Here is an 18,859-nt window from a genome sequence, read left to right as displayed (position 1 = left end):
GGCTCATCCCGCCGCCATTCATCAACGCAAAGTCGCGGGCAGGACGCTCATCCGGCGGATCATCCACTCGGATTCCCACTCGAACGGCGTAGTCGTGCTGAGGTGTGCCTGCGGGAAGCGACGCAGGAACCCTTCCACCGCGATCTGGGCTTCCAGGCGCACCAGCGACGCGCCGATGCAGTAGTGCATGCCGAGTCCGAACGAGAGGTGCCCGTGGCCGCCTCGCGCGGAGTCGAAGCTGTCCGCCCCCTCCCCCGGTTCGCGGTTCGCCGCGGCGATGCTGACCTGCACGGGGGCGCCCTTGGGAATCAGGTAGCCACCGAGCTCGATGTCCTCCAGCGGAAAGCGCCAGGTCGGGTGCGGGAACGGCGGGTGCACCCGCAGTGCCTCCTCGATCCACGACTTGATCTCGTCGTCGGTCTTCGGCCGTTCTTCCACCGGGCGCCGCAGCGCTTCGAAGAGGGAGGCCGAGATCAGGCTGCCCGTGGTCTCGTAGCCCGTGATGATCATGCCGAGGGTCCACACGATCACCTCGCCCTCCGTCACGGCGGCGTCGATGCCGTTGGAGGAGGCCAGAAGTCCGGTGATGACCCCGTCCCGCAGCGGTGCGGGGTCGGCCACCCAGCTCTCGACCGCCTCGTACAGCGACCGGACCGCCAGGGTGCGGGCCTCGTAGTCCGACGAGTAGAGCATCACGTCGGTGATGCTGCGCAGCCGCCGTTCCGCCTCCTCCGGCAAGCCCAGCATCTCGGAGATGAACGCCAGCGGGATCTTGTGGGTGAAGTCGGTGACCACGTTGACCTCACCGTCACCGCGGGCGCTGAGCTCCTCGAGATCGTCGAGGAAACCCTCGACCTTCACGCTGACCCGTTCACCCCACCGCTCGGTGTTGCGCGGGCTCAGCACGGGCGCGTGCAGGCGCCTGATCCGCGCGTGGTTCTCGCCGTCGCTCATGATCATCGCCCGCGCGTACTCCGGCGGCGGCTGGGAGCCCACCATCAGGCCAGGCTGCTTCATGAACTCGGGAACGAGGGTGATGTCCTTGCCCATCTTCGGGTGCGCGAGCGCCTGCTTCACGAGCTCCCGGTCGCACACCACCCAGGCGTGCTGCCCGAGGTAGGGAATCCGCACGATCGGAGCCACCCGCGCTGCGGACAGCAGGTCGGGCATGCAGTCGAACGGGCCAGGATCAATGGGCATGGTCGTCTCGGGGGCCTGCAGCCCCGTCTTCGTCGTGCCGTTCACCTTGCGGTACCTCCAGTGGGAATCTGATCCTGGAAAACGACAGCGGACTCGATCAGGTCGGCAGCCCGCTTCGGCGCATCGCTGTTGTTGAGGTCCACCGCCAGCTCGGCAGCGCGGCGCCGATAGCTCTGGTCCGCCCGCACGGCGGTCACGGCGGCACGCAGGCTGGACTCGGTCACAGCCGCGGGTTTGACGACGACACCGACGCCGGCGTACTCGACTCTCGCGGCCACGTCGGGGTTCTCCTCCGTGGCGGGAACGACGACCAGCGGCACTCCATGCGCCAGAGCGGCGTTGACCCCGTTGTAGCCACCGTTGGTCATCATCACGTCGACGTGCGGAAGCAGGTGGTGGTACGGGACGAACCGCTCCATCCGAACGTTGCCCGGCAACGGGAGAAGCCGCTCCACGTCCAGTTTGCTGCCGGTGGTCAGCACAACCAGAACGTCTTCTTCGGCGAGAGCGCGCACTGCCGGCACCAACATGCGTTCGACGTCGTTGGCCGTCGTGCCCTGCGTGATCAGGACGACCGGCCGGTCACCGGTGAGTTCGTCCCACCACACGGGCGGGTCGAAGCGTGCGGGTGGAACACCGAACAGGCCGCCGATGAAATGCGTGCCCGGCAACAGGTCCCGGCGCGGGAACTCGAACGACGCCACGGATCCGACCAGGTACAGATCAGGGGAACGGGAGATGTTCTCCATCGCTCTCTTCCGCAACCTGGGCAGCCCGACCTCGGCGCGCACGCGGTCGGCCTCCGCACGCAGGTCCCGCATGGACACCTGGTCGCCGAGGAACCTCAGCGCCGCGTTGCGCAGGCGGTTGAGTGGCGTGGTGCTCGGCGGCAGTCCCATCCCCAGCGGCCCGGTGTCACGGCTGCCCAGGATGTAGATGGAGTTGGCCAGCCAGACCAGCGGAATTCCGGTGCGCTCACTGGCGAAACAGGCGCCGTAACACATGTCGTCGGAGAGGATCCGGTCCGCGGGAAACCGTTCCAGCAACGCCAAGATGTCGGCGAGCTGTCCTTTGGCGGTGCGGTAGAAGATGTCGCGGACGCCGACCTTGAAGCTCTTCAGCCCCGTCAGTCCGGAATGCTCGGGAAAAGCCTCCTCACGGCTCTTGCCACCGAAGTCGAGCCCCTCCGTCATCGGCTCGAAGCGCGCCCCGGTCCGTTCGACCTGTTCGCGGAACACCTCTCCGGTGTACCAGCGCACTTCGTGCCCTCGCCGCGTCAGCTCCGCGGCTATCTCGAACAGGCTGACGACGTGTCCTGGGGCCGGTGTGGTCGCGATCAGCACTCGGGTCAACGTCGCCTCCCGCAGCAACTATCTGGGGTAACCGCTGAGCGGCTCGCGTCAGCATTACCGGTCAAGGCGCGGCGGGCCGCGTGTCGAGACAAACCCCCCTCACTTGCGCAGGGCTGGTCGGATTCCACGCGTCCCGGCACGCGTCCCGGACCGCGGAAGACCGCTCGCGACCGGCTCTGTCGGGGGATACGGCGCACCGTGCCCACACGAACAATGGCCCTTAGATCAATTCCTTGCCCGTCGCTCCGCCGCTAGAGCAAGGGTTCCGCCTCGTCGAAACGCAAGCTCCTGGAGCACCACGCGCCGGAAGGAAGTCCACGGTGACAACCCTGCAAGAGGTGAACGGGCTCGATGCCGTCGGTGAGAGGAAGAAGGTCACCGTCATCGGCGCGGGTGTCGCCGGTCTGGTCACGGCTTATGAACTGGAGCGCCTCGGGCACGAGGTCGAGATCATCGAGGCCGCCGACCGGATCGGTGGGCGCATCCACACCCACCGCTTCACCGATGAAGGGCAGGCCGGACCGTTCGCCGAGCTCGGCGCCATGCGCATTCCTTCCGAGCACCGCCTGACCCTGCACTACATCGCCGAACTCGGCCTGCAGGACCAGGTGCGGCCGTTCCACACGATCTTCTCCGACGACGCGGCCTACCTGCCGAGCTCCTCCGGATATCTGCGGGTGCGCGACGCACATGACGTGCTGGTCAGCGACTTCGCCTCCGGGTTGCCCGCGGGCCGGTACCGCGACAGCACCCTGCTCTTCGGCGCCTGGCTGGACGCGACGATCAAGGCCATCGCGCCGCGCCAGTTCTACCACGGCATGCACGGCGAGATCGGCGTCGGTCTGCTCGACCTGGTCGACCAGGTCGATCTCACGCCGTATCGCCGCGGCAGCAACGGAAACAGGATCGACCTGCACGCCTTCTACGCGGGCAACCCGCGCATCCGCTCGCTGGTGCCGGCGCACCTGGAGCGTTTCCTCGACGACGTGCTCGACGAGACCAGCTCGAACATCGTGCGGCTGCGCGACGGCATGGACCTGATCCCCCGCAACCTCGCGGCACGCCTGCTCGGCCGGGTCACCGTCGGGCAGGAGGTGACCGGGATCGAGGTCCGCGACCGCGACATCGTCCTGCGGCTGGGGCAGGGCACGAGGTCCTTCACCAAGACCTGCGACTTCGTGGTGTGCACGGTTCCGTTCACGGTGCTGCGCGGGATGCGGCTGAGCGGTTTCGACGACGAGAAGCTCGACATCATCCACGAGACGAAGTACTGGCCGGGGACGAAGGTCGCCTTCCACTGCCGTGAGGCGTTCTGGCACGAGGACGGCATCAGCGGCGGGGCCTCGTTCACGGGTGGGCACGTCCGGCAGACCTACTACCCGCCCGTCGACGGCGACCCGGCACACGGCGCGGTGATGCTCGCCAGCTACTGCATCGGCCCCGACGCCGACGCGCTCAGCGAACTCAGCGAGGCGGAACGGATCGCGCTGATCACGCAGGAGCTCAGCGTGATGCATCCCGAACTGCGTGACCCCGGCATGGTCCTGGGCGTCGCCACGAAGGCCTGGGGCGAGCACCGCTGGTCGCTCGGCGCGGCGACGATCCGCTGGGACCAGGACTCCGCGCTGCGGGAAGCGCAGAGGCGGGAGGCGACGAGGCCGCAGAAGGGGCTCTTCTTCGCCGGCGAGCACTGCTCGTCCAAGCCCGCGTGGATCGAGGGCGCGATCGAGTCGGCCATCGACGCGGCGCACGAGATCGAGTGGTGCGAACGACGCACGGGTGCGACGTTCCCCGCCCGGCGGCTCACGCAGACGGAGAAGTCCGCATGAGCGTTTTCGACCTGCCCAGGCTGCACTTCGGCGGTGTCGCCTCCACGCGTCTGCCGACGGGACCGCGCAACGGCCTCGCCGACCTGGCGACCAACACCGCGCTCACCGCGCAGGGTGAGCCGTTCCCGGTGCACCGCCCGCCCGCCGAGTACCACGACCACCTCGACCAGGTGGGTCCGAAGTACGACAGCGCGGGCCGGGAAGCGCCCGACGGGCCGTTCAGCGGCGCCAAAGGCCGTGACTTCGCCGGCAACGGGCACTTCTCGATCAACGCGCGCATCGTCAGCACCGAGCGCGTGGCGGGTCAGGCCGACACCACGGACCCGGTGGTGGGCCGCGCCGTCGACTTCTGGGGCCACTACAACGAATACCTCGCCACCACGGTCAACCGGGCGCGGATCTTCGACGTGGACCCCGCTTCCGACTGGACGACGACCCTGATGGTCGGCCAGCTCGGCTTCGGCCGGGACGGACGGTCACACGACGTCGGGTACATGGCGACCGGAGCGGTCAACGGCTTCTCGCCACCGCGCTGGCACGCCACCGGACGCGGGGTCGGCCACTGGCAGCTCGGCCGGTCGGTGGTGCACCAGTTCGTCGTGACCGACGACGAACTGCGCTGGCTGGACGAGGCGGAGGTGTCGCCGGTCGTCGGGCTCCTGCGGGCGGCCAGGACCGGTGGCCTCGTCGTGCAGTTCGCCCTCGACGGCCAGTCCGCCCCCGAGGCGCCGGACCAGCCCTCCCACTGGCGGCTGCACGGCACGATCGCGCCGTGGCGGCCCGACGAACTGCGCACGCACCCGGCCGGACGGCTGCTCGTGCCGAGCCGCACCACCCGCAACCGCCTGGGCAACCTCACCGTCGCGGCCGCGCCCGGCCGGGTCACCCTGAACATGATCACGGCGCCCGCACCGGCGGCCGCGGCCAGGGACCTCGAACTGCGCACGGTCCGCGGAGACCGGCTCGTGGCCCGGATCCCCGTCCGCGCGTACACCGGCGAGGACGCGGCCCTCACCGCCGGCGTGGTCACGGTCCCCAGCGAACTGTCCGAAGAGGACATCGCGGGCGACGCGCTGCGGCTGGTCGCCTCGGACGGAGTCGATCTCCTGCAGGAACAGGAGATCAACCTCCAGGTCGACGACGCGAGCGTGTTCGTGGAGCATCCCCGGACCGCGGACGACGCCGGCCACGACGTCGAGGTCGAGGTGCGGTCGTTCGTCCGAGGCCGCCCCGGCGCGGTGCGGGACATCGCCGTCCGCCAGTACTTCAACCCGGCGGCGCGCCCTCGTGACCCGGCCGAAGTCGCCGTCGTCTCGCTGCGCGCGGAAGACACCCCGTGGTCGAAAACCTGCGTGCTGGACACGGACGACACCGGCCGCGGCCGGTTCACCCTGCGCGGCCGGACGGCGGGCACCGCACGGGTGCTGCTGACGACCGAGCCGGAATCCGCCGAGCTCACCTACGACAACGACGACAAGCTCGGTTTCTGGTCCGGCGCCGGGTACCTGAACGTGCGCGTGCTGCCGGACGACTGGCGGCTCGAGGACGTGGAGCAGGCCGAGGCCGACTACGACCTCGTGTACCGCGAAGTGTTCGCGTACTACGAACACCTCTTCTCCTTCATGGACAAGGAGGTCTTCAGCCTCGCGAACCGCAGCCGCACCGAGACCTACGCCAAGCTGATCTGGCAGATGTGCGATCCGCAGAACAAGACGAAGACCTACTACATGCCTCCGACGCGGGACCTCTCCGAACCGAAGGCGCGGCTGCTGCTGAAGTTCCTCAGGGCACAACAGGTTCCCGAGCACCTGCTGCTGCCGGCCGAGCCGGATGTGCTCCCCCGCACCCGGATCGCCACGCGCGACCAGTTGATCCGGGTGCTCCGGGAAGCGGCCGTGGTCGAGCTGGCCGTCATGCTCCAGTACCTCTACGCGGCTTACTCCGTGCCCACCTACGGCGCGGGCGCGGAGTACGTGCGGCTGGGTGTGTGGACCCCCGAACAGCTCCAGCTCGCCTGTGGTGACGGCGGGGAGACGCTCGACGAGGGCATCCGGAGCATGCTGCTCGGCATCGCGCGGGAAGAGATGATCCACTTCCTGCTCGTCAACAACATCATCATGGCGCTGGGCGAGCCGTTCCACGTGCCGCGGGTCGACTTCGGCACCATCAACCACGAGTTGCCGGTACCGCTGGACTTCGCACTCGAGCGGCTGGGTCTGGGCAGCGTGGAGCGCTTCACCCAGATCGAGAAGCCGGAGCATCAGGTCAGTGATCTCCAGCCGCGCAACGGTGATTCGACCGCGGGGCACGGACGTCAGGAACACGGCTACGCCTCGTTGAGCGAGCTGTACGCCGACATCCGCGAAGCCCTGCAACAGATCCCGGACCTGTTCCTGGTGAGCAAGGGCAGGGGCGGCGGCGAGCACCACCTGTTCCTGCGGGAGTCGATCAACCACCAGCACCCCGACTACCAGCTCGAGGTCGACGACCTCCCGAGCGCGCTGTACGCGATCGACGTGATCACCGAACAGGGCGAGGGCGGGGTGCTCGACGAGTCCGCCGTGGAGGACTCCCACTACACGTCGTTCCTGCTCATCGGTGAACTGCTGCGCAAGGCACCGGTGACAGGTCCGCACGGCGAACTGTGGAACCCCGCGTACCCGGTCGCCCGCAACCCGTCCCTGAACCCCGCGAGCCCGGCCGTCGAGACGGTGACGGACCCGGACGCCAGGACGGTCATGCAGATCTTCAACCAGGCGTACTTCATGGCCCTGCAGCTCATGGCCCAGCACTTCGGGGAACGTCCGGACGCGAGCCTGCGCCGGTCGGACCTCATGAACGGGGCCATCGACATCATGACGGGCCTCATGCGCCCGCTGGCCGAGCTGCTGGTGACGCTCCCCTCCGGGCGGCGCGGCACGACGGCGGGGCCCTCGTTCGAGCTGCCGGAGGTGCCCGCCGCGATCGCGCGGCCGGACGTGGCGAGGCGGGCCATCGCGTTGCGCCTGGACGACATCGCGGCGCAGTGCGCCAAGTGCCCCCTGGTGCCCGCGCGGGTCGGCGAGCTGAGCACGTACTGGGCAGACCACTTCCGCGCGCAGGCCGAGGGGAGGTGACATGCGCTCTCTGACGCTGCCCCGGTTCAGCCTCAAGGGCTGGGCACAGGAGGACATCGCCGACCCGTACCCGGTCTACCGCCGGTACCGGGAGATCCAGTCCGTGCACGAGGGGGCGGACGCCTTCTACGTCTTCGGTTACGACGACGTGGTGAAGGTGCTGTCCGACCGCAACTTCGGCCGAACCTCACACTCCACTGAGGACGGTGTGCCGCTGTCCTTGCCGGTTCCGCCGGAGTTCGAGACCCTTCGGTCCGTCGTGGAGAACTGGCTCGTCTTCCTCGACCCGCCTGAGCACACGCGGCTGCGTTCGTCGCTGCAGAAGGAGTTCTCCGCCGGCGTGGTCATCGCACTGCGCCCGCGCATCGCCCGCATCGCCCGGGACCTGCTGTCCCGGTTGGACGGACAGGTCGACCTCGTGGGCGGTTTCGCGGCGCCGTTCCCGATCATGGTGATCTGCGAGCTCCTCGGGGTTCGGGCACAGGACCACGACCGGTTGCGCGACCTGGCCGTGGCGTTGCAGGGGGCCAGCACCACCCGGACCGGCGAGTCGAGGTTCACCGACGCGGAGAGCGCCGCCCAGGAGCTCACTGGCTACTTCCGCGACCAGGCGGAGCGACGGCAGCCTGGCGCGGACGACCTGATCGCGTTGATGGCCGGCATCCCGCTGAGCACGGAACGCATCGTCGGCACCTGCGTCCACCTCCTGACCGCGGGACACGAGACCACGACCAACTCGCTGGCCAAGGCGGCGCTGATCCTGCGCGCGCACCCGGAGCTGATCGCCGACCTGCGCGACTACCCGGATCTGGTGCCCACCGCCGTCGAGGAGCTGCTGCGCTACGACCCACCGGTGCAGGCGGTGACGCGCTGGGCTCGCGAGGACACCACCGTCGGCGGCACCACCATCCCGGGCGGCAGCCGCGTGATCGCGTTGCTCGGCTCGGCGAACAGGGACGCCGACCACTTCGCCCGCCCGGACGTCGTCGACGTGCACCGGCCGGCCGACCGGCACCTCGGGTTCGGGATCGGCATCCACTACTGCCTCGGCGCGACCCTGGCCCGCGCCGAGCTGGAGATCGGCCTGCGCGCGCTGCTGGAGCGCCTTCCCGGCTCGCAGAAGGCGACCCACCACGTCGAGTACGCCGACGACATGGTCTTCCACGGCCCGGCCCGCCTCGTCCTCGACCTGCCCCGCACCAGCCAGGAAGGAACGCACCCGTGACATCGCAGACCGACGCAGTCGGCGGCAAGTACGACCAGTTCGCGCAGGCCGGCACCACGGAGGCCCTGGGCGGCAACATCCACGCGGGCTACTGGGACTCCGGCGCCGAGCACGTGCCGATGGCCGCCGCGACCGACCGGTTGACCGACCTGGTGGCCGAGCGCCTCGGCCTTCAGCCCGGTCAGCGGGTGCTGGACGTGGGCTGCGGCAACGGTTATCCGGCTGTGCGCATCGCCGAGACGCACGACGTGAACGTCACCGGCATCACCGTGTCGGCCGAGGAGATCACCAGGGCGACCGCGCTCGCGGCGGAGTCGGGGGTCGCGGACCGCGTCACGTTCCGGCTCGCCGACGCCGCCGACCTGCCGGAGGACCTCGGCACGTTCGACGCCGTCTTCGCGATCGAGTCGCTGCTGCACCTGTCCGACCAGGCGTCGGCATTGGCGCGGCTGCGGCGGTTCGTGCGTCCGGGCGGCCGGCTCGTCGTGGCGGACCTGTGCCAGCGCGAGCCGTTCACCGGCGCGGGCGAGGAGGTGCTGGCCGGGATGATCCGCACCCTCGAGATCGCCGGGATCAACAGCGAGCGGGAACACCGCGCGGGTCTGGAGAAGGCGGGCTGGGACCTGCTGGAACTCCTCGACATCGGCGAGAACGTACGCCCGAGCTACGAGCTGGCGGCCACCGCGTTCCGCGGGATCGCCGCCTCGGCACCGCCCTTCGCGGCCGCGGACGTCCTCGCGGCGGCGGAGCTCATGTCGGCGTTCGGGCAGAACCCGAGCAGCGGCTACGTCCTGATGACCGCACAACGGCCGTAGAAGGGGGTCACCACCATGTCGCCCTACCTGAGCCTGCCCACCGCTCTCCGCCCGCGCGGGAGCGCGAACCACACCGACCGCATCGCCCTGTCCGCCGCGACGCGCCAAGGCGCGCACATGCGCACCGAGGACGTCCGCGCCTGGCTCGCGGAACGGCGCCAGGCCAACGTCCTGACGGTCGAACGCGTTCCGTTCGCCGATCTGGACCAGTGGCACTTCGTGAAGTCCACCGGTGATCTCGTGCACGCGAGCGGCCGGTTCTTCGCGGTCGAGGGCCTGCACGTGGTGGAGCACGACGGCCCGCACGGCGACGGTCCCTACCGCGAGTGGCAGCAGCCGGTCATCAAACAGCCGGAGGTCGGGATCCTCGGCATCCTGTGCAAGGAGATCGACGGGGTCCTGCACTTCCTGATGCAGTCCAAGATGGAACCGGGAAACCCCAACCTGGTGCAGCTGTCCCCCACCGTGCAGGCGACCCGCAGCAACTACACCGGAGCCCACGGCGGTTCGAGCGTGAAGCTGCTGGAGCACTTCGCCGACCTCGACCGCGACCAGGTCGTCGTCGACGTCCTGCAGGCCGAGCAGGGATCCTGGTTCTTCCGCAAGTCCAACCGCAACATGATCGTCGAGACCGACGCGGAGATCGCCGAGGACGAGGACTTCCGCTGGCTCACCCTCGGTCAGATCGCGGAGCTGCTGCACGAGGACGAGACGGTGAACATGAACGCGCGCAGCGTTCTGTCCTGTCTTCCTTACTACGACACGACTCCAGGCGCGCTGCACTCCGATGTCCAGCTGCTGTCGTGGTTCACCGGCGAACGTTCGCGCCACGACGTGCGGACCACCCGCATCCCGCTGTCGTCCGTGGAGGGCTGGAAACGAGGTGCCGACGCCCTCGAGCACGAGGACGGCCGCTACTTCAAGGTCGTCGCGGTCGCCGTGCGGGGCAGCAACCGGGAGCGGGTCAGCTGGACCCAGCCACTGCTGGAGTCCGTCGACATGGGTGTCTCGGCGTTCCTGGTGCGCGACTTCGGCGGCGTGCAGCACGTCCTGGTGCACGCCCGTGCCGACGGCGGCTTCCTCGACACGGTCGAGCTGGCCCCCACCGTGCAGTGCACCCCGCGCAACTACGAGCACCTCCCGGCCCACGAACGTCCTCCGTTCCTCGACGTCGTGCTGCGCGCCGGTCCATCTCGGATCCGTTACGAGGCAGTGCATTCCGAGGAGGGCGGCCGGTTCCTGAACACCCGGTGCCGCTACGTCACCGTCGAGGCCGACTACGCGACGGTGCCCGCCGAGCCTCCGCGCGGCTACATCTGGGCCACGCCCGCGCAGCTGACCACGCTGGCACGACATGGGCACTACCTCAACGTGGAGGCGCGCACGCTGCTGGCGTGCATGAACGCCGCCTCCGCCTGGCCACGGGGACTGATGTGACATGACAGGCACGACGAGGATCACCGTGCTCGGCGCGACGGGCTTCATCGGCTCGGCGGTGCTGAAAGCACTGGCACGCCAGGAAGTTCAGTTGCGTGCGGTGGCGCGTAAACCCGCAGAGGTGCCGCCCGGCCCCGCAGAGGTCGAGGTGGTGACCGCCGACCTCACCGACCGCGACGCGCTCGCGGACGCGGTCAAGGGCTCGGACGCGGTGGTCTACCTGCTGCTCGGCGACGGCGGGTGGCGCGCGGCCGAGGAAGGTTCCGCCGAGCGCGTGAACGTGGGCGTCATGCAGGATCTGCTCGACGTGCTGGGCCGGTACGACGGCGTCCGCCCGGTGGTCGTCTACGGTGGCGCGGCTTCGCAGGTCGGTGTGCCGCAACGGGAACCGCTCGACGGCAGCGAGCAGGACAAGCCGGAGACCGCGTACGACCGGCAGAAGCTGCGCGCCGAACAGCTCCTCGAGCAGGCGACGGCCGCCGGGCGGGTGCGCGGCATCAGCCTGCGACTGCCCACGGTGTTCGGGGAGAGCACGCCGGGTGGCGGCCACGACCGCGGTGTCGTGTCCGCGATGGTGGGACGGGCGCTCGACGGGCAGCCGCTCACGATGTGGCACGACGGCACCGTTCGCCGCGACCTGGTCCACGTCGACGACATCGCCTCCGCGTTCGCCGCGGCACTCGCGCACCCCGACCGCCTGGCCGGCCGGCACTGGCTGCTCGGGGCGGGCCGCGGTGACGCGCTCGGCGACGTGTTCCGCCTGATCGCCGACATCACGTCCGCGCACACCGGTGCTCCGCCGGTCGAGGTGGCCTCGGTCCAGGCCCCCTCGCACGCCCCCGTGACCGACTTCCGCAGCGTGACCATCGACTCCTCGGCGTTCCGGGCCATCACCGGCTGGAGCCCGGAGATCCCGCTGGGGGAAGGGATCCACCGAACCGTAGAAGCACTGGCCCGCCAGCGCGCCGCCCTTCGCTGAGCCCACCCCGCTGGCGTCTGCAAGTACCACCACCAACTCAACATCAACAAGCACTTTTCCACCACCAACAAGGGACCACCGCACCGCACCAAGCGCCTGTTCGGCAGACGGCGAACAGGTTGGGTGTACCCAGCGGCGATTCGATCAAGAGTTGGCGGTACTTGCAGACGCCGGAACCACCGACGCCCGACCACCGAGTTCTCCGAAAGGCTCGCCCATGACCACGCGCGTTTGGGACTACCTCCCCGAATACCAGAACGAACGGCTCGACATCCTCGACGCCGTCGAGAAGGTGTTCAACTCCGGACAGCTCGTGCTCGGCGAGAGCGTGCGGGGCTTCGAGGAGGAGTTCGCGGCATACCACGGCGTCGGGCACTGCGTCGGTGTCGACAACGGCACGAACGCGATCACGCTCGGGCTGCAGGCGGTGGGCGTCCAGCCGGGCGACGAGGTGATCACGGTGTCGAACACCGCGGCACCGACCGTGATCGCGATCGACAACGCGGGCGCCACGCCGGTGTTCGTCGACGTCCGCGAGGAGGACTTCCTCATGGACACCTCGCAGATCGAAGCGAAGATCACCGACCGCACGCGCTGCCTGGTGCCGGTGCACCTCTACGGGCAGTGCGTCGACATGGCCGCCATGCGGGCGATCGCGGACAAGCACGGCCTGAGCGTCCTGGAGGACTGCGCCCAGGCGCACGGTGCCCGTCAGCGCGGCAGGGTGGCCGGCTCGACCGGTGACGCGGCGGCCTTCTCCTTCTACCCCACCAAGGTTCTCGGCGCGTACGGCGACGGTGGCGCGGTGGTGACCCGGCACGACAACGTCAACGCCCAGCTGCGGAGGCTGCGCTACTACGGGATGGACAAGATCTACTACACGGTCCAGACCCCGGCGCACAACAGCCGCCTCGACGAGATCCAGGCGGAGATCCTGCGGCGCAAGCTGACCCGGCTCGACACCTACGTCGCCGGGCGGCAGGCGGTGGCGCGACGGTACGAGGAAGGCCTTGGGGACACCGACCTCAAGCTGCCGACCACGAACGAGGGCAACAGCCACGTCTACTACGTCTACGTGGTCCGTCATCCCCGGCGTGACGACATCATCGAGCGTCTCAAGTCCTACGACATCCACCTGAACATCAGCTACCCGTGGCCCGTGCACACCATGAGCGGTTTCTCCCACCTCGCTGAGCGGACCGGCTCGTTGCCCGTCACCGAGGCACTGGCCTCCGAGATCTTCTCCCTGCCGATGTACCCCTCGCTGTCTCCCGATCTGCAGGACAAGGTCATCCACGCACTGCGTCAAGTGCTGGCCTCGCTGTGAATTCTCGTACGCACCGATCGCAGGAGCTCACATGAAAGTCCGCACGCTCGCAGTCGAGGGAGCGCTGGAGTTCAGCCCTCAGGTGTTCGCCGACGACCGGGGCCGGTTCCTCTCCCCGTTCCAGGAGACGGCGTTCGCCGAGGCGCACGGCGGTCCCCTGTTCCCGGTCAGGCAGACGAACCACAGCGTGTCGAGCCGTGGTGTGGTCCGGGGCATCCACTACACCGCCACACCGCCGGGCTGCGCGAAGTACGTCTACTGCGCGGCCGGAGCGGCCATCGACATCGTGGTGGACATCAGGGTCGGCTCGCCCACGTTCGGCAAGTGGGACTCCGTTCTGATGGACCAGAACCACCACCGCACCCTGTACTTCCCGGTCGGCGTGGGGCACGCGTTCGTCGCACTCGAGGACAACACCGTGATGTCGTACATGGTGTCGACCACCTACGTGGCGGAGAACGAGCTCGCCCTGGACGTCCTCGACCCGGCTCTCGGACTGCCGATCCCGCAGGACCCGATTCTGTCCGAAAGGGACGGTGTGGCGCTCACCCTCGCGCAGGCGCGGGAACAAGGCCTGCTGCCCGACTACGAACTCTGCCGCCAGATCGAGTGGGAGCTGACGCGGGCGGAAGCCGGCTCGTCCCTCTGACACCACCACAGACCGCCCACGACACGTTCACCCGACCAGGAGACGAGAAGCTCGCCATGACCCAGACTCTGCCCCAGCCGCAAGACGTCGGCGCGCTCTACGACAAGCTGACCCTGAGCGCGATGCGCGACGGCAGCTTCAACACCAACGTGCACATCGGCTACTGGGACTCGCCGGAGTCCACCGCCTCGATCGACGAGGCGATGGACCGGCTGACCGACGTGTTCATCGAGCGGCTCAACGTGACCGAGGCGTCCCACGTGCTCGACCTGGGCTGCGGTGTGGGCGGTCCCGGCCTGCGGCTGGCGGGCAAGACCGGCGCGCGGGTGACGGGCATCAGCATCAGCGCGGAGCAGATCAAGACCGCGAACAAGCTCGCGGCCGAGGCGGGCCTCGCCGCCAGGGCGGTCTTCGAGCACGCCGACGCGCTGAACCTGCCGTTCCAGGACGGGTCGTTCGACGCGGTGATGGCGCTGGAGTCGATGTGCCACATGCCTGACCGCGACCAGGTCTTCCGCGAGATCTTCCGGGTCCTCAAGCCCGGCGGCCGGGTCGTGCTGACCGACCTCTTCGACCGCTACCCGCGCAAGGAGGTCCGCAGCCCCGGTATCGACAAGTTCTGCCGCGACCTCATGTGCACCACGGCCGACATCGACGACTACGTCCCCATGCTGCACCGGGCGGGCCTGCGCCTGCACAGCATCGACGACATCACCGAGCACAGCACGCTGCGCCTGGCCGACGAGATCGAGAAGCTGGCCAGCCTCGGGGAACGGCCCGTGGCGATGGACGAGGGCAACTTCGAGTTCTCCGACGACGCCTTCAAGCCGTCCGACCTGTCCGGCGCGGACGACTTCGGCTGCCTGCTGGCCGTCGCGGTCCGGCCCTGATCGTCCCCTGACTCGCTCTGACGCGGCAGGGCGGTGCGCGCACCGTCCTGCCGGCGTCCCAACGAAAGGCGCGGACACGATGACGGGCAAGGTTGAGCGGACCGACGTGCTGATCGCGGGTGGCGGCCCGGTCGGGCTGGCGCTGGCGATCGACCTGACGTACCGCGGGATCAGCTGCCTGGTGGCCGAGGCCGGTGACGGCACCGTCCGCCACCCCAAGGTGAGCACGATCGGGCCGCGCTCGATGGAGCTCTTCCGGCGCTGGGGGCTCGCGGACGCGATCCGCGACGCCGGCTGGCCTGCCGACCACCCCCTGGACATCGCCTGGGTCACCAAGATCGGCGGCTACGAGCTGCACCGCTACCGGCGGGGCACCGCGGCCGACCGCCCGGTCTTCCACCACACCCCCGAACCCGACCAGATCTGCCCGGCGCACTGGCTCAACCCCGTGCTGTCCCAGGCGGTCGGCGTGCATCCGGAGGGACCGTTGCGGCTGCGGACGTCGATCAGCGACGTGACGCAGACCGACGACCACGTCCAGGCCGTGCTCACCGACCTGGAGACCGGCACGACCACCGAGGTGCACGCCCGGTACCTGGTCGCCTGCGACGGCGCGTCGTCCCCCATCCGCCAGGCCTGCGGCATCGACGCCCCCGCCCGGTTCCAGCCCCAGATCTTCCGCAACGTGCTGTTCCGCGCCCCCGAACTCAAGGCCCAGCTCGGCGGCAACACCGCCTTGGTCCACTTCCTCGTCCGCTCACCGGTGCTGCGCTTCCCGTTGCGGTCACTGGACGGCGTCGATCTCTTCAACATGGTCGTCGGCGTCGAGGACGAGGCGGCGGAGCGAGCCGACGCGGAGTCCCTGATCCGCGACGCGATCGCGTTCGACACCCCGGTGGAGGTGCTGAGCGACGGCGACTGGCACCTCACCCACCGCGTCGCCGACCGCTACCGGCACCGCCGCGTGTTCCTCGCGGGCGATTCCGCGCACACCCTGTCCCCCTCCGGTGGTTTCGGCCTCAACACCGGCATCGCCGACGCGGCCGACCTGGGCTGGAAGATCGCCGCCACGCTCGACGGCTGGGCCGGGCCAGGCCTGCTCGACAGCTACGAGGCCGAACGCCGGCCGATCGCCGAGGAAAGCCTGCGCGAGGCGAACGTGAACCTGCGCCGCACGATGGACCGGCAGGTGCCGCAGGAGATCGACCTGGACGGCCCGGACGGTGAGCAGGCCCGCAAGGACATGTCCGAACGGCTCGCCGCGAGCGGCGCGCACCGCGAGTTCGACGCTCCGGAAATCCACTTCGGACTCCGCTACCGGTCCGCGGTCGTCGTCGACGATCCCGGCCAGCCCACCGGCATCGCCGTGCCGGACGCGGCCTGGCGGCCCGGCGGCGAACCGGGCCGGCGCGCCGCGCACGCGTGGTGGGACGCCACCACGTCCACGCTCGACCTCTTCGGACTCAGCTTCGTCCTGCTCCAGTTCGGTGCCGACGAAGGACTTCCGCGCTTCGTGAAGGCGTTCGCCGACCGCGACGTGCCGCTGAGCGTCTGCCCGAGCGACAACGACGAACTGGCCAAGCTCTACGAACGGGCCTTCGTCCTGGTCCGCCCGGACGGCCACGTGGCGTGGCGGGGTGACGAACTCCCGGACGACCCGGCGGCGCTCGTCGACACCGTGCGCGGAGCCGCAGAATCCACCACCACGAACGGACACAGCCGGTGAAACAAGACGAGTACCTCGAGGCCCCCCAGGCCGAGATGCCCACCGAGCCCACACCCGTCGACACCATGCCGGCGGTGCTGGCCGCCGGCGCGGTGGCGCCGATCGTCAAGGTGGACTACTACGGCGGCGCCAACTGGGTGGTGTGCGACCCGGCCCTTGCCCGCGCCGCTCTCCTGGACGGACGGCTCAGCAAGGACATGGCGCTCGCGCCGGACTGGATGCGGGTTCCCGGCGCCATGCTCGGCGCCCAGCCCGACGCCGAGGTCGCCAAGGCCATGGTCATGAGCGAGGGCGACGAGCACACCAGGATCCGGCGGCTGCACGCGAAGTTCTTCTCGCCCCGCAAGCTCCCGGCGTGGGGTGAGCGGGTGGAGAAGCTCGCCGCCGGGCTGCTGGACGAGCTCGCCGCGGAGGGCGGCGAGGTGAACCTGGTCGACCGCTTCACCTTCCCGCTGCCGCTCGAGTTCTTCAGCGAGCTCATCGGGGTGCCGCCGCACCTGCGTCCCGCGCTGCGCGAGGTCACCGACGTCATCATCTTCTCGGAGGACCAGGACGTCAGGGCCGGCGGCGTGGGCGGGCTGGCCGGCACGGTCGCCCAGTGGGCCGCCGACAAGGGCGTGCTGGAGAAGGGCTTCGTCACCGATCTGCTGGACGCCGAGGCCGAGGACTCGGTCAGCCTGAACGAGGTCGTGACGTGGACGACCGGCCTGATCATGGCGGGCTACGAGTCCACAGCCAGTCTGATCGCCTCCTCGATCTTCGAGGCATTGCGCCGCCCGCCTGGCCAACGGCCACAGACCGAGGCGGAGGTCAGCGAGTGGGTGGAGGAGACCCTCAGGGTGCAGCCGCCGCTGCCGCACGCGACCTGGAGGTTCGCGACCGAGGACATCGAGCTCGGCGGTTACCTGATCCCTCAGGGCGCACCGGTGCAGGTCAACCTCGCGACGGCGAACCGGTGCCCGCACAGCAGTGCCGGGGACGAGTTCGCGCCGGGAACCGGTGGCGACAACATCAGCTTCGGCCTCGGCCGCCACTACTGCCTCGGCGCACCGCTGGCCCGCCTGGAGGCCAGGATCGCCCTCAGCGCGTTCCTGTCGCGTTTTCCGCACGCCCGCCTGAGTGAGACGAGCGAGGTGCGGTGGGAGTCCGACTGGATCATCCGGCGCATCAGCGCCCTGCCCGTCGTGCTGTCCCCCACCACCCCGTAGCCGAGAAGGAACGACATGACGCACACCCAAGATGGACCGCCGGCGGACGTGCCGTCCGATGACCCCGTGAGCCACATGCTGGTGCTGCTGCGCTCGGCGCACCTGCTGCGTGCGGCGGTGGTGCTCGACCTGGCCGACACGCTGGAGGACGAGGCCCTCTCGGTGGCGGACCTGGCCGTCCGCACCGGCACCGACCCCGGTGTTCTGGGCAGGCTGCTGGCGGCACTGGCGAGCACCGGCGTGTTCGCCCTGACCGACGACGGCCGGTACGCGCACACCCCGCTGTCACGGACGATGTGCTCCACCCACCCGGTGGGCCGCATCCTCGCGCAGGACCTGAAATCCGACGCCTCGTGGCAGGCGTGGAGCAACCTCGCCGCCGCCACCAAGCAGGGCCGCAGCCCGTTCGCGCTGGTGCACGGCACGGACTTCTACAGCTACATCAGCGAGCACGACCCGGAGCAGGCCGCGAACTTCCACCAGGCCATGAGCAACGCCACCGAGGAGGACAACGGCGACGTCGTCGCGGCGCTGGGCCTGCCCGCCACGGGCGTCGTGGTGGACGTCGGCGGCGGCCGCGGCGGGCTGTTGCGGGACGTTCTGCTGGCCGCTCCGGAGCTGCGCGGGGTGTTGTTCGACGTCGACTCGGTCGTCGCCGACGCCCTGCCCGAACTGGTCAGCGACCCGCTCGCGTCCCGGTGCGAGACCGTGGCCGGGGACGCGCTGGTCGCCGTTCCCGAGGGAGCAGACCTCTACCTGCTGCGTTTCATCCTGCACAACTGGGGCGACGAGGACTGCGTCCGCATCCTGAAGTCCTGTGCACGGGCCGCGCGGCCGGGTTCCCGGATCATCGTGGTCGAGGTGCTGCTGGAGAAGTCCGGCACGCCCGACCCCTACACCGCGATGGCCGACATGGGGATGTTCGTGCTGTTCGGCAGTCAGGAACGCACCGAGGCGGAGTACGCCGCCCTGTTCGAGCGGGCCGGTCTGGAGTACCGCGGATCGACGGCGACCGAGTCACTGCACCTGTTCGAAGCGGTGGCGCGGTAGCGGTGACATGACACGAGGGGCGTGCTCCGGGTCCGGAGCACGCCCCTCGTGGCTGT

14 protein-coding genes are annotated in these 18,859 nt (G+C 69.6%); 12 read left to right on the top strand and 2 right to left on the bottom strand.

The genetic code is table 11. The features are described from left to right. Positions 1 to 21 precede the first annotated feature (21 nt). Both ACIA8G_RS01635 and ACIA8G_RS01630 read right to left on the bottom strand, forming a co-directional pair. Positions 22 to 1,245: a cytochrome P450 gene (locus ACIA8G_RS01635; RefSeq protein WP_396416305.1), complete on the bottom strand. Its 1,224-nt coding sequence runs from the start codon at positions 1,243 to 1,245 to the stop codon at positions 22 to 24. Then, positions 1,242 to 2,543 (bottom strand): glycosyltransferase, encoded by a 1,302-nt coding sequence (locus ACIA8G_RS01630; protein WP_396417295.1) that lies wholly within the window; start codon positions 2,541 to 2,543, stop codon positions 1,242 to 1,244. Before ACIA8G_RS01630 ends, ACIA8G_RS01635 begins: the two co-directional genes overlap by 4 nt. Before the next feature lie 242 nt (positions 2,544 to 2,785). Here ACIA8G_RS01630 and ACIA8G_RS01625 point away from each other — a divergent pair, with 242 nt between their 5' ends. The 12 genes from ACIA8G_RS01625 (at position 2,786) to ACIA8G_RS01570 (ending at position 18,803) form a co-directional block, all read left to right on the top strand. Next, positions 2,786 to 4,381 carry a flavin monoamine oxidase family protein gene (locus ACIA8G_RS01625; RefSeq protein ID WP_396416304.1) on the top strand — a complete coding sequence of 532 codons (1,596 nt, stop codon included), beginning with the start codon at positions 2,786 to 2,788 and terminating at the stop codon, positions 4,379 to 4,381. Next, positions 4,378 to 7,497: a ferritin-like domain-containing protein gene (locus ACIA8G_RS01620; RefSeq protein WP_396416303.1), complete on the top strand. Its 3,120-nt coding sequence runs from the start codon at positions 4,378 to 4,380 to the stop codon at positions 7,495 to 7,497. The genes ACIA8G_RS01625 and ACIA8G_RS01620 overlap by 4 nt, the downstream gene beginning before the upstream one ends. Position 7,498: 1 nt before the next feature. After that, the gene (locus ACIA8G_RS01615) at positions 7,499 to 8,722 is read left to right on the top strand and encodes a cytochrome P450 (protein ID WP_396416302.1); all 1,224 of its coding nucleotides are present in this window, start codon (positions 7,499 to 7,501) and stop codon (positions 8,720 to 8,722) included. Continuing rightward, a complete protein-coding gene (locus tag ACIA8G_RS01610) occupies positions 8,719 to 9,537 on the top strand; it encodes an SAM-dependent methyltransferase (protein WP_396416301.1) in 819 nt (272 codons plus the stop codon). Before ACIA8G_RS01615 ends, ACIA8G_RS01610 begins: the two co-directional genes overlap by 4 nt. Before the next feature lie 15 nt (positions 9,538 to 9,552). Then, positions 9,553 to 10,974 carry an NDP-hexose 2,3-dehydratase family protein gene (locus ACIA8G_RS01605; RefSeq protein WP_396416300.1) on the top strand — a complete coding sequence of 474 codons (1,422 nt, stop codon included), beginning with the start codon at positions 9,553 to 9,555 and terminating at the stop codon, positions 10,972 to 10,974. 1 nt (position 10,975) lies between these two features. Beyond that, entirely contained in the window at positions 10,976 to 11,953 is a 978-nt protein-coding gene (locus ACIA8G_RS01600; protein ID WP_396416299.1) for an NAD-dependent epimerase/dehydratase family protein, read from the top strand. Between the two features lie 217 nt (positions 11,954 to 12,170). Then, positions 12,171 to 13,280 (top strand): DegT/DnrJ/EryC1/StrS family aminotransferase, encoded by a 1,110-nt coding sequence (locus ACIA8G_RS01595; RefSeq protein ID WP_396416298.1) that lies wholly within the window; start codon positions 12,171 to 12,173, stop codon positions 13,278 to 13,280. 31 nt (positions 13,281 to 13,311) lie between these two features. Beyond that, complete coding sequence (locus ACIA8G_RS01590) at positions 13,312 to 13,929, top strand: dTDP-4-dehydrorhamnose 3,5-epimerase family protein (protein WP_396416297.1); 618 nt, start codon at positions 13,312 to 13,314, stop codon at positions 13,927 to 13,929. 56 nt (positions 13,930 to 13,985) lie between these two features. Next, the gene (locus ACIA8G_RS01585) at positions 13,986 to 14,819 is read left to right on the top strand and encodes an SAM-dependent methyltransferase (RefSeq protein WP_396416296.1); all 834 of its coding nucleotides are present in this window, start codon (positions 13,986 to 13,988) and stop codon (positions 14,817 to 14,819) included. A gap of 79 nt (positions 14,820 to 14,898) precedes the next feature. Further along, entirely contained in the window at positions 14,899 to 16,545 is a 1,647-nt protein-coding gene (locus ACIA8G_RS01580) for an FAD-dependent monooxygenase (RefSeq protein ID WP_396416295.1), read from the top strand. Further along, the gene (locus ACIA8G_RS01575; RefSeq protein ID WP_396416294.1) at positions 16,542 to 17,753 is read left to right on the top strand and encodes a cytochrome P450; all 1,212 of its coding nucleotides are present in this window, start codon (positions 16,542 to 16,544) and stop codon (positions 17,751 to 17,753) included. The genes ACIA8G_RS01580 and ACIA8G_RS01575 overlap by 4 nt, the downstream gene beginning before the upstream one ends. Before the next feature lie 15 nt (positions 17,754 to 17,768). Next, entirely contained in the window at positions 17,769 to 18,803 is a 1,035-nt protein-coding gene (locus tag ACIA8G_RS01570) for a methyltransferase (protein WP_396416293.1), read from the top strand. Positions 18,804 to 18,859: the final 56 nt, after the last annotated feature.

This window comes from Lentzea sp. NPDC051213 (assembly GCF_044455585.1).
Lineage (GTDB): Bacteria > Actinomycetota > Actinomycetes > Mycobacteriales > Pseudonocardiaceae > Lentzea.
Note: the sequence above shows the minus strand (reverse complement) of the source record. Positions and strands in the feature narration are given on the sequence as shown.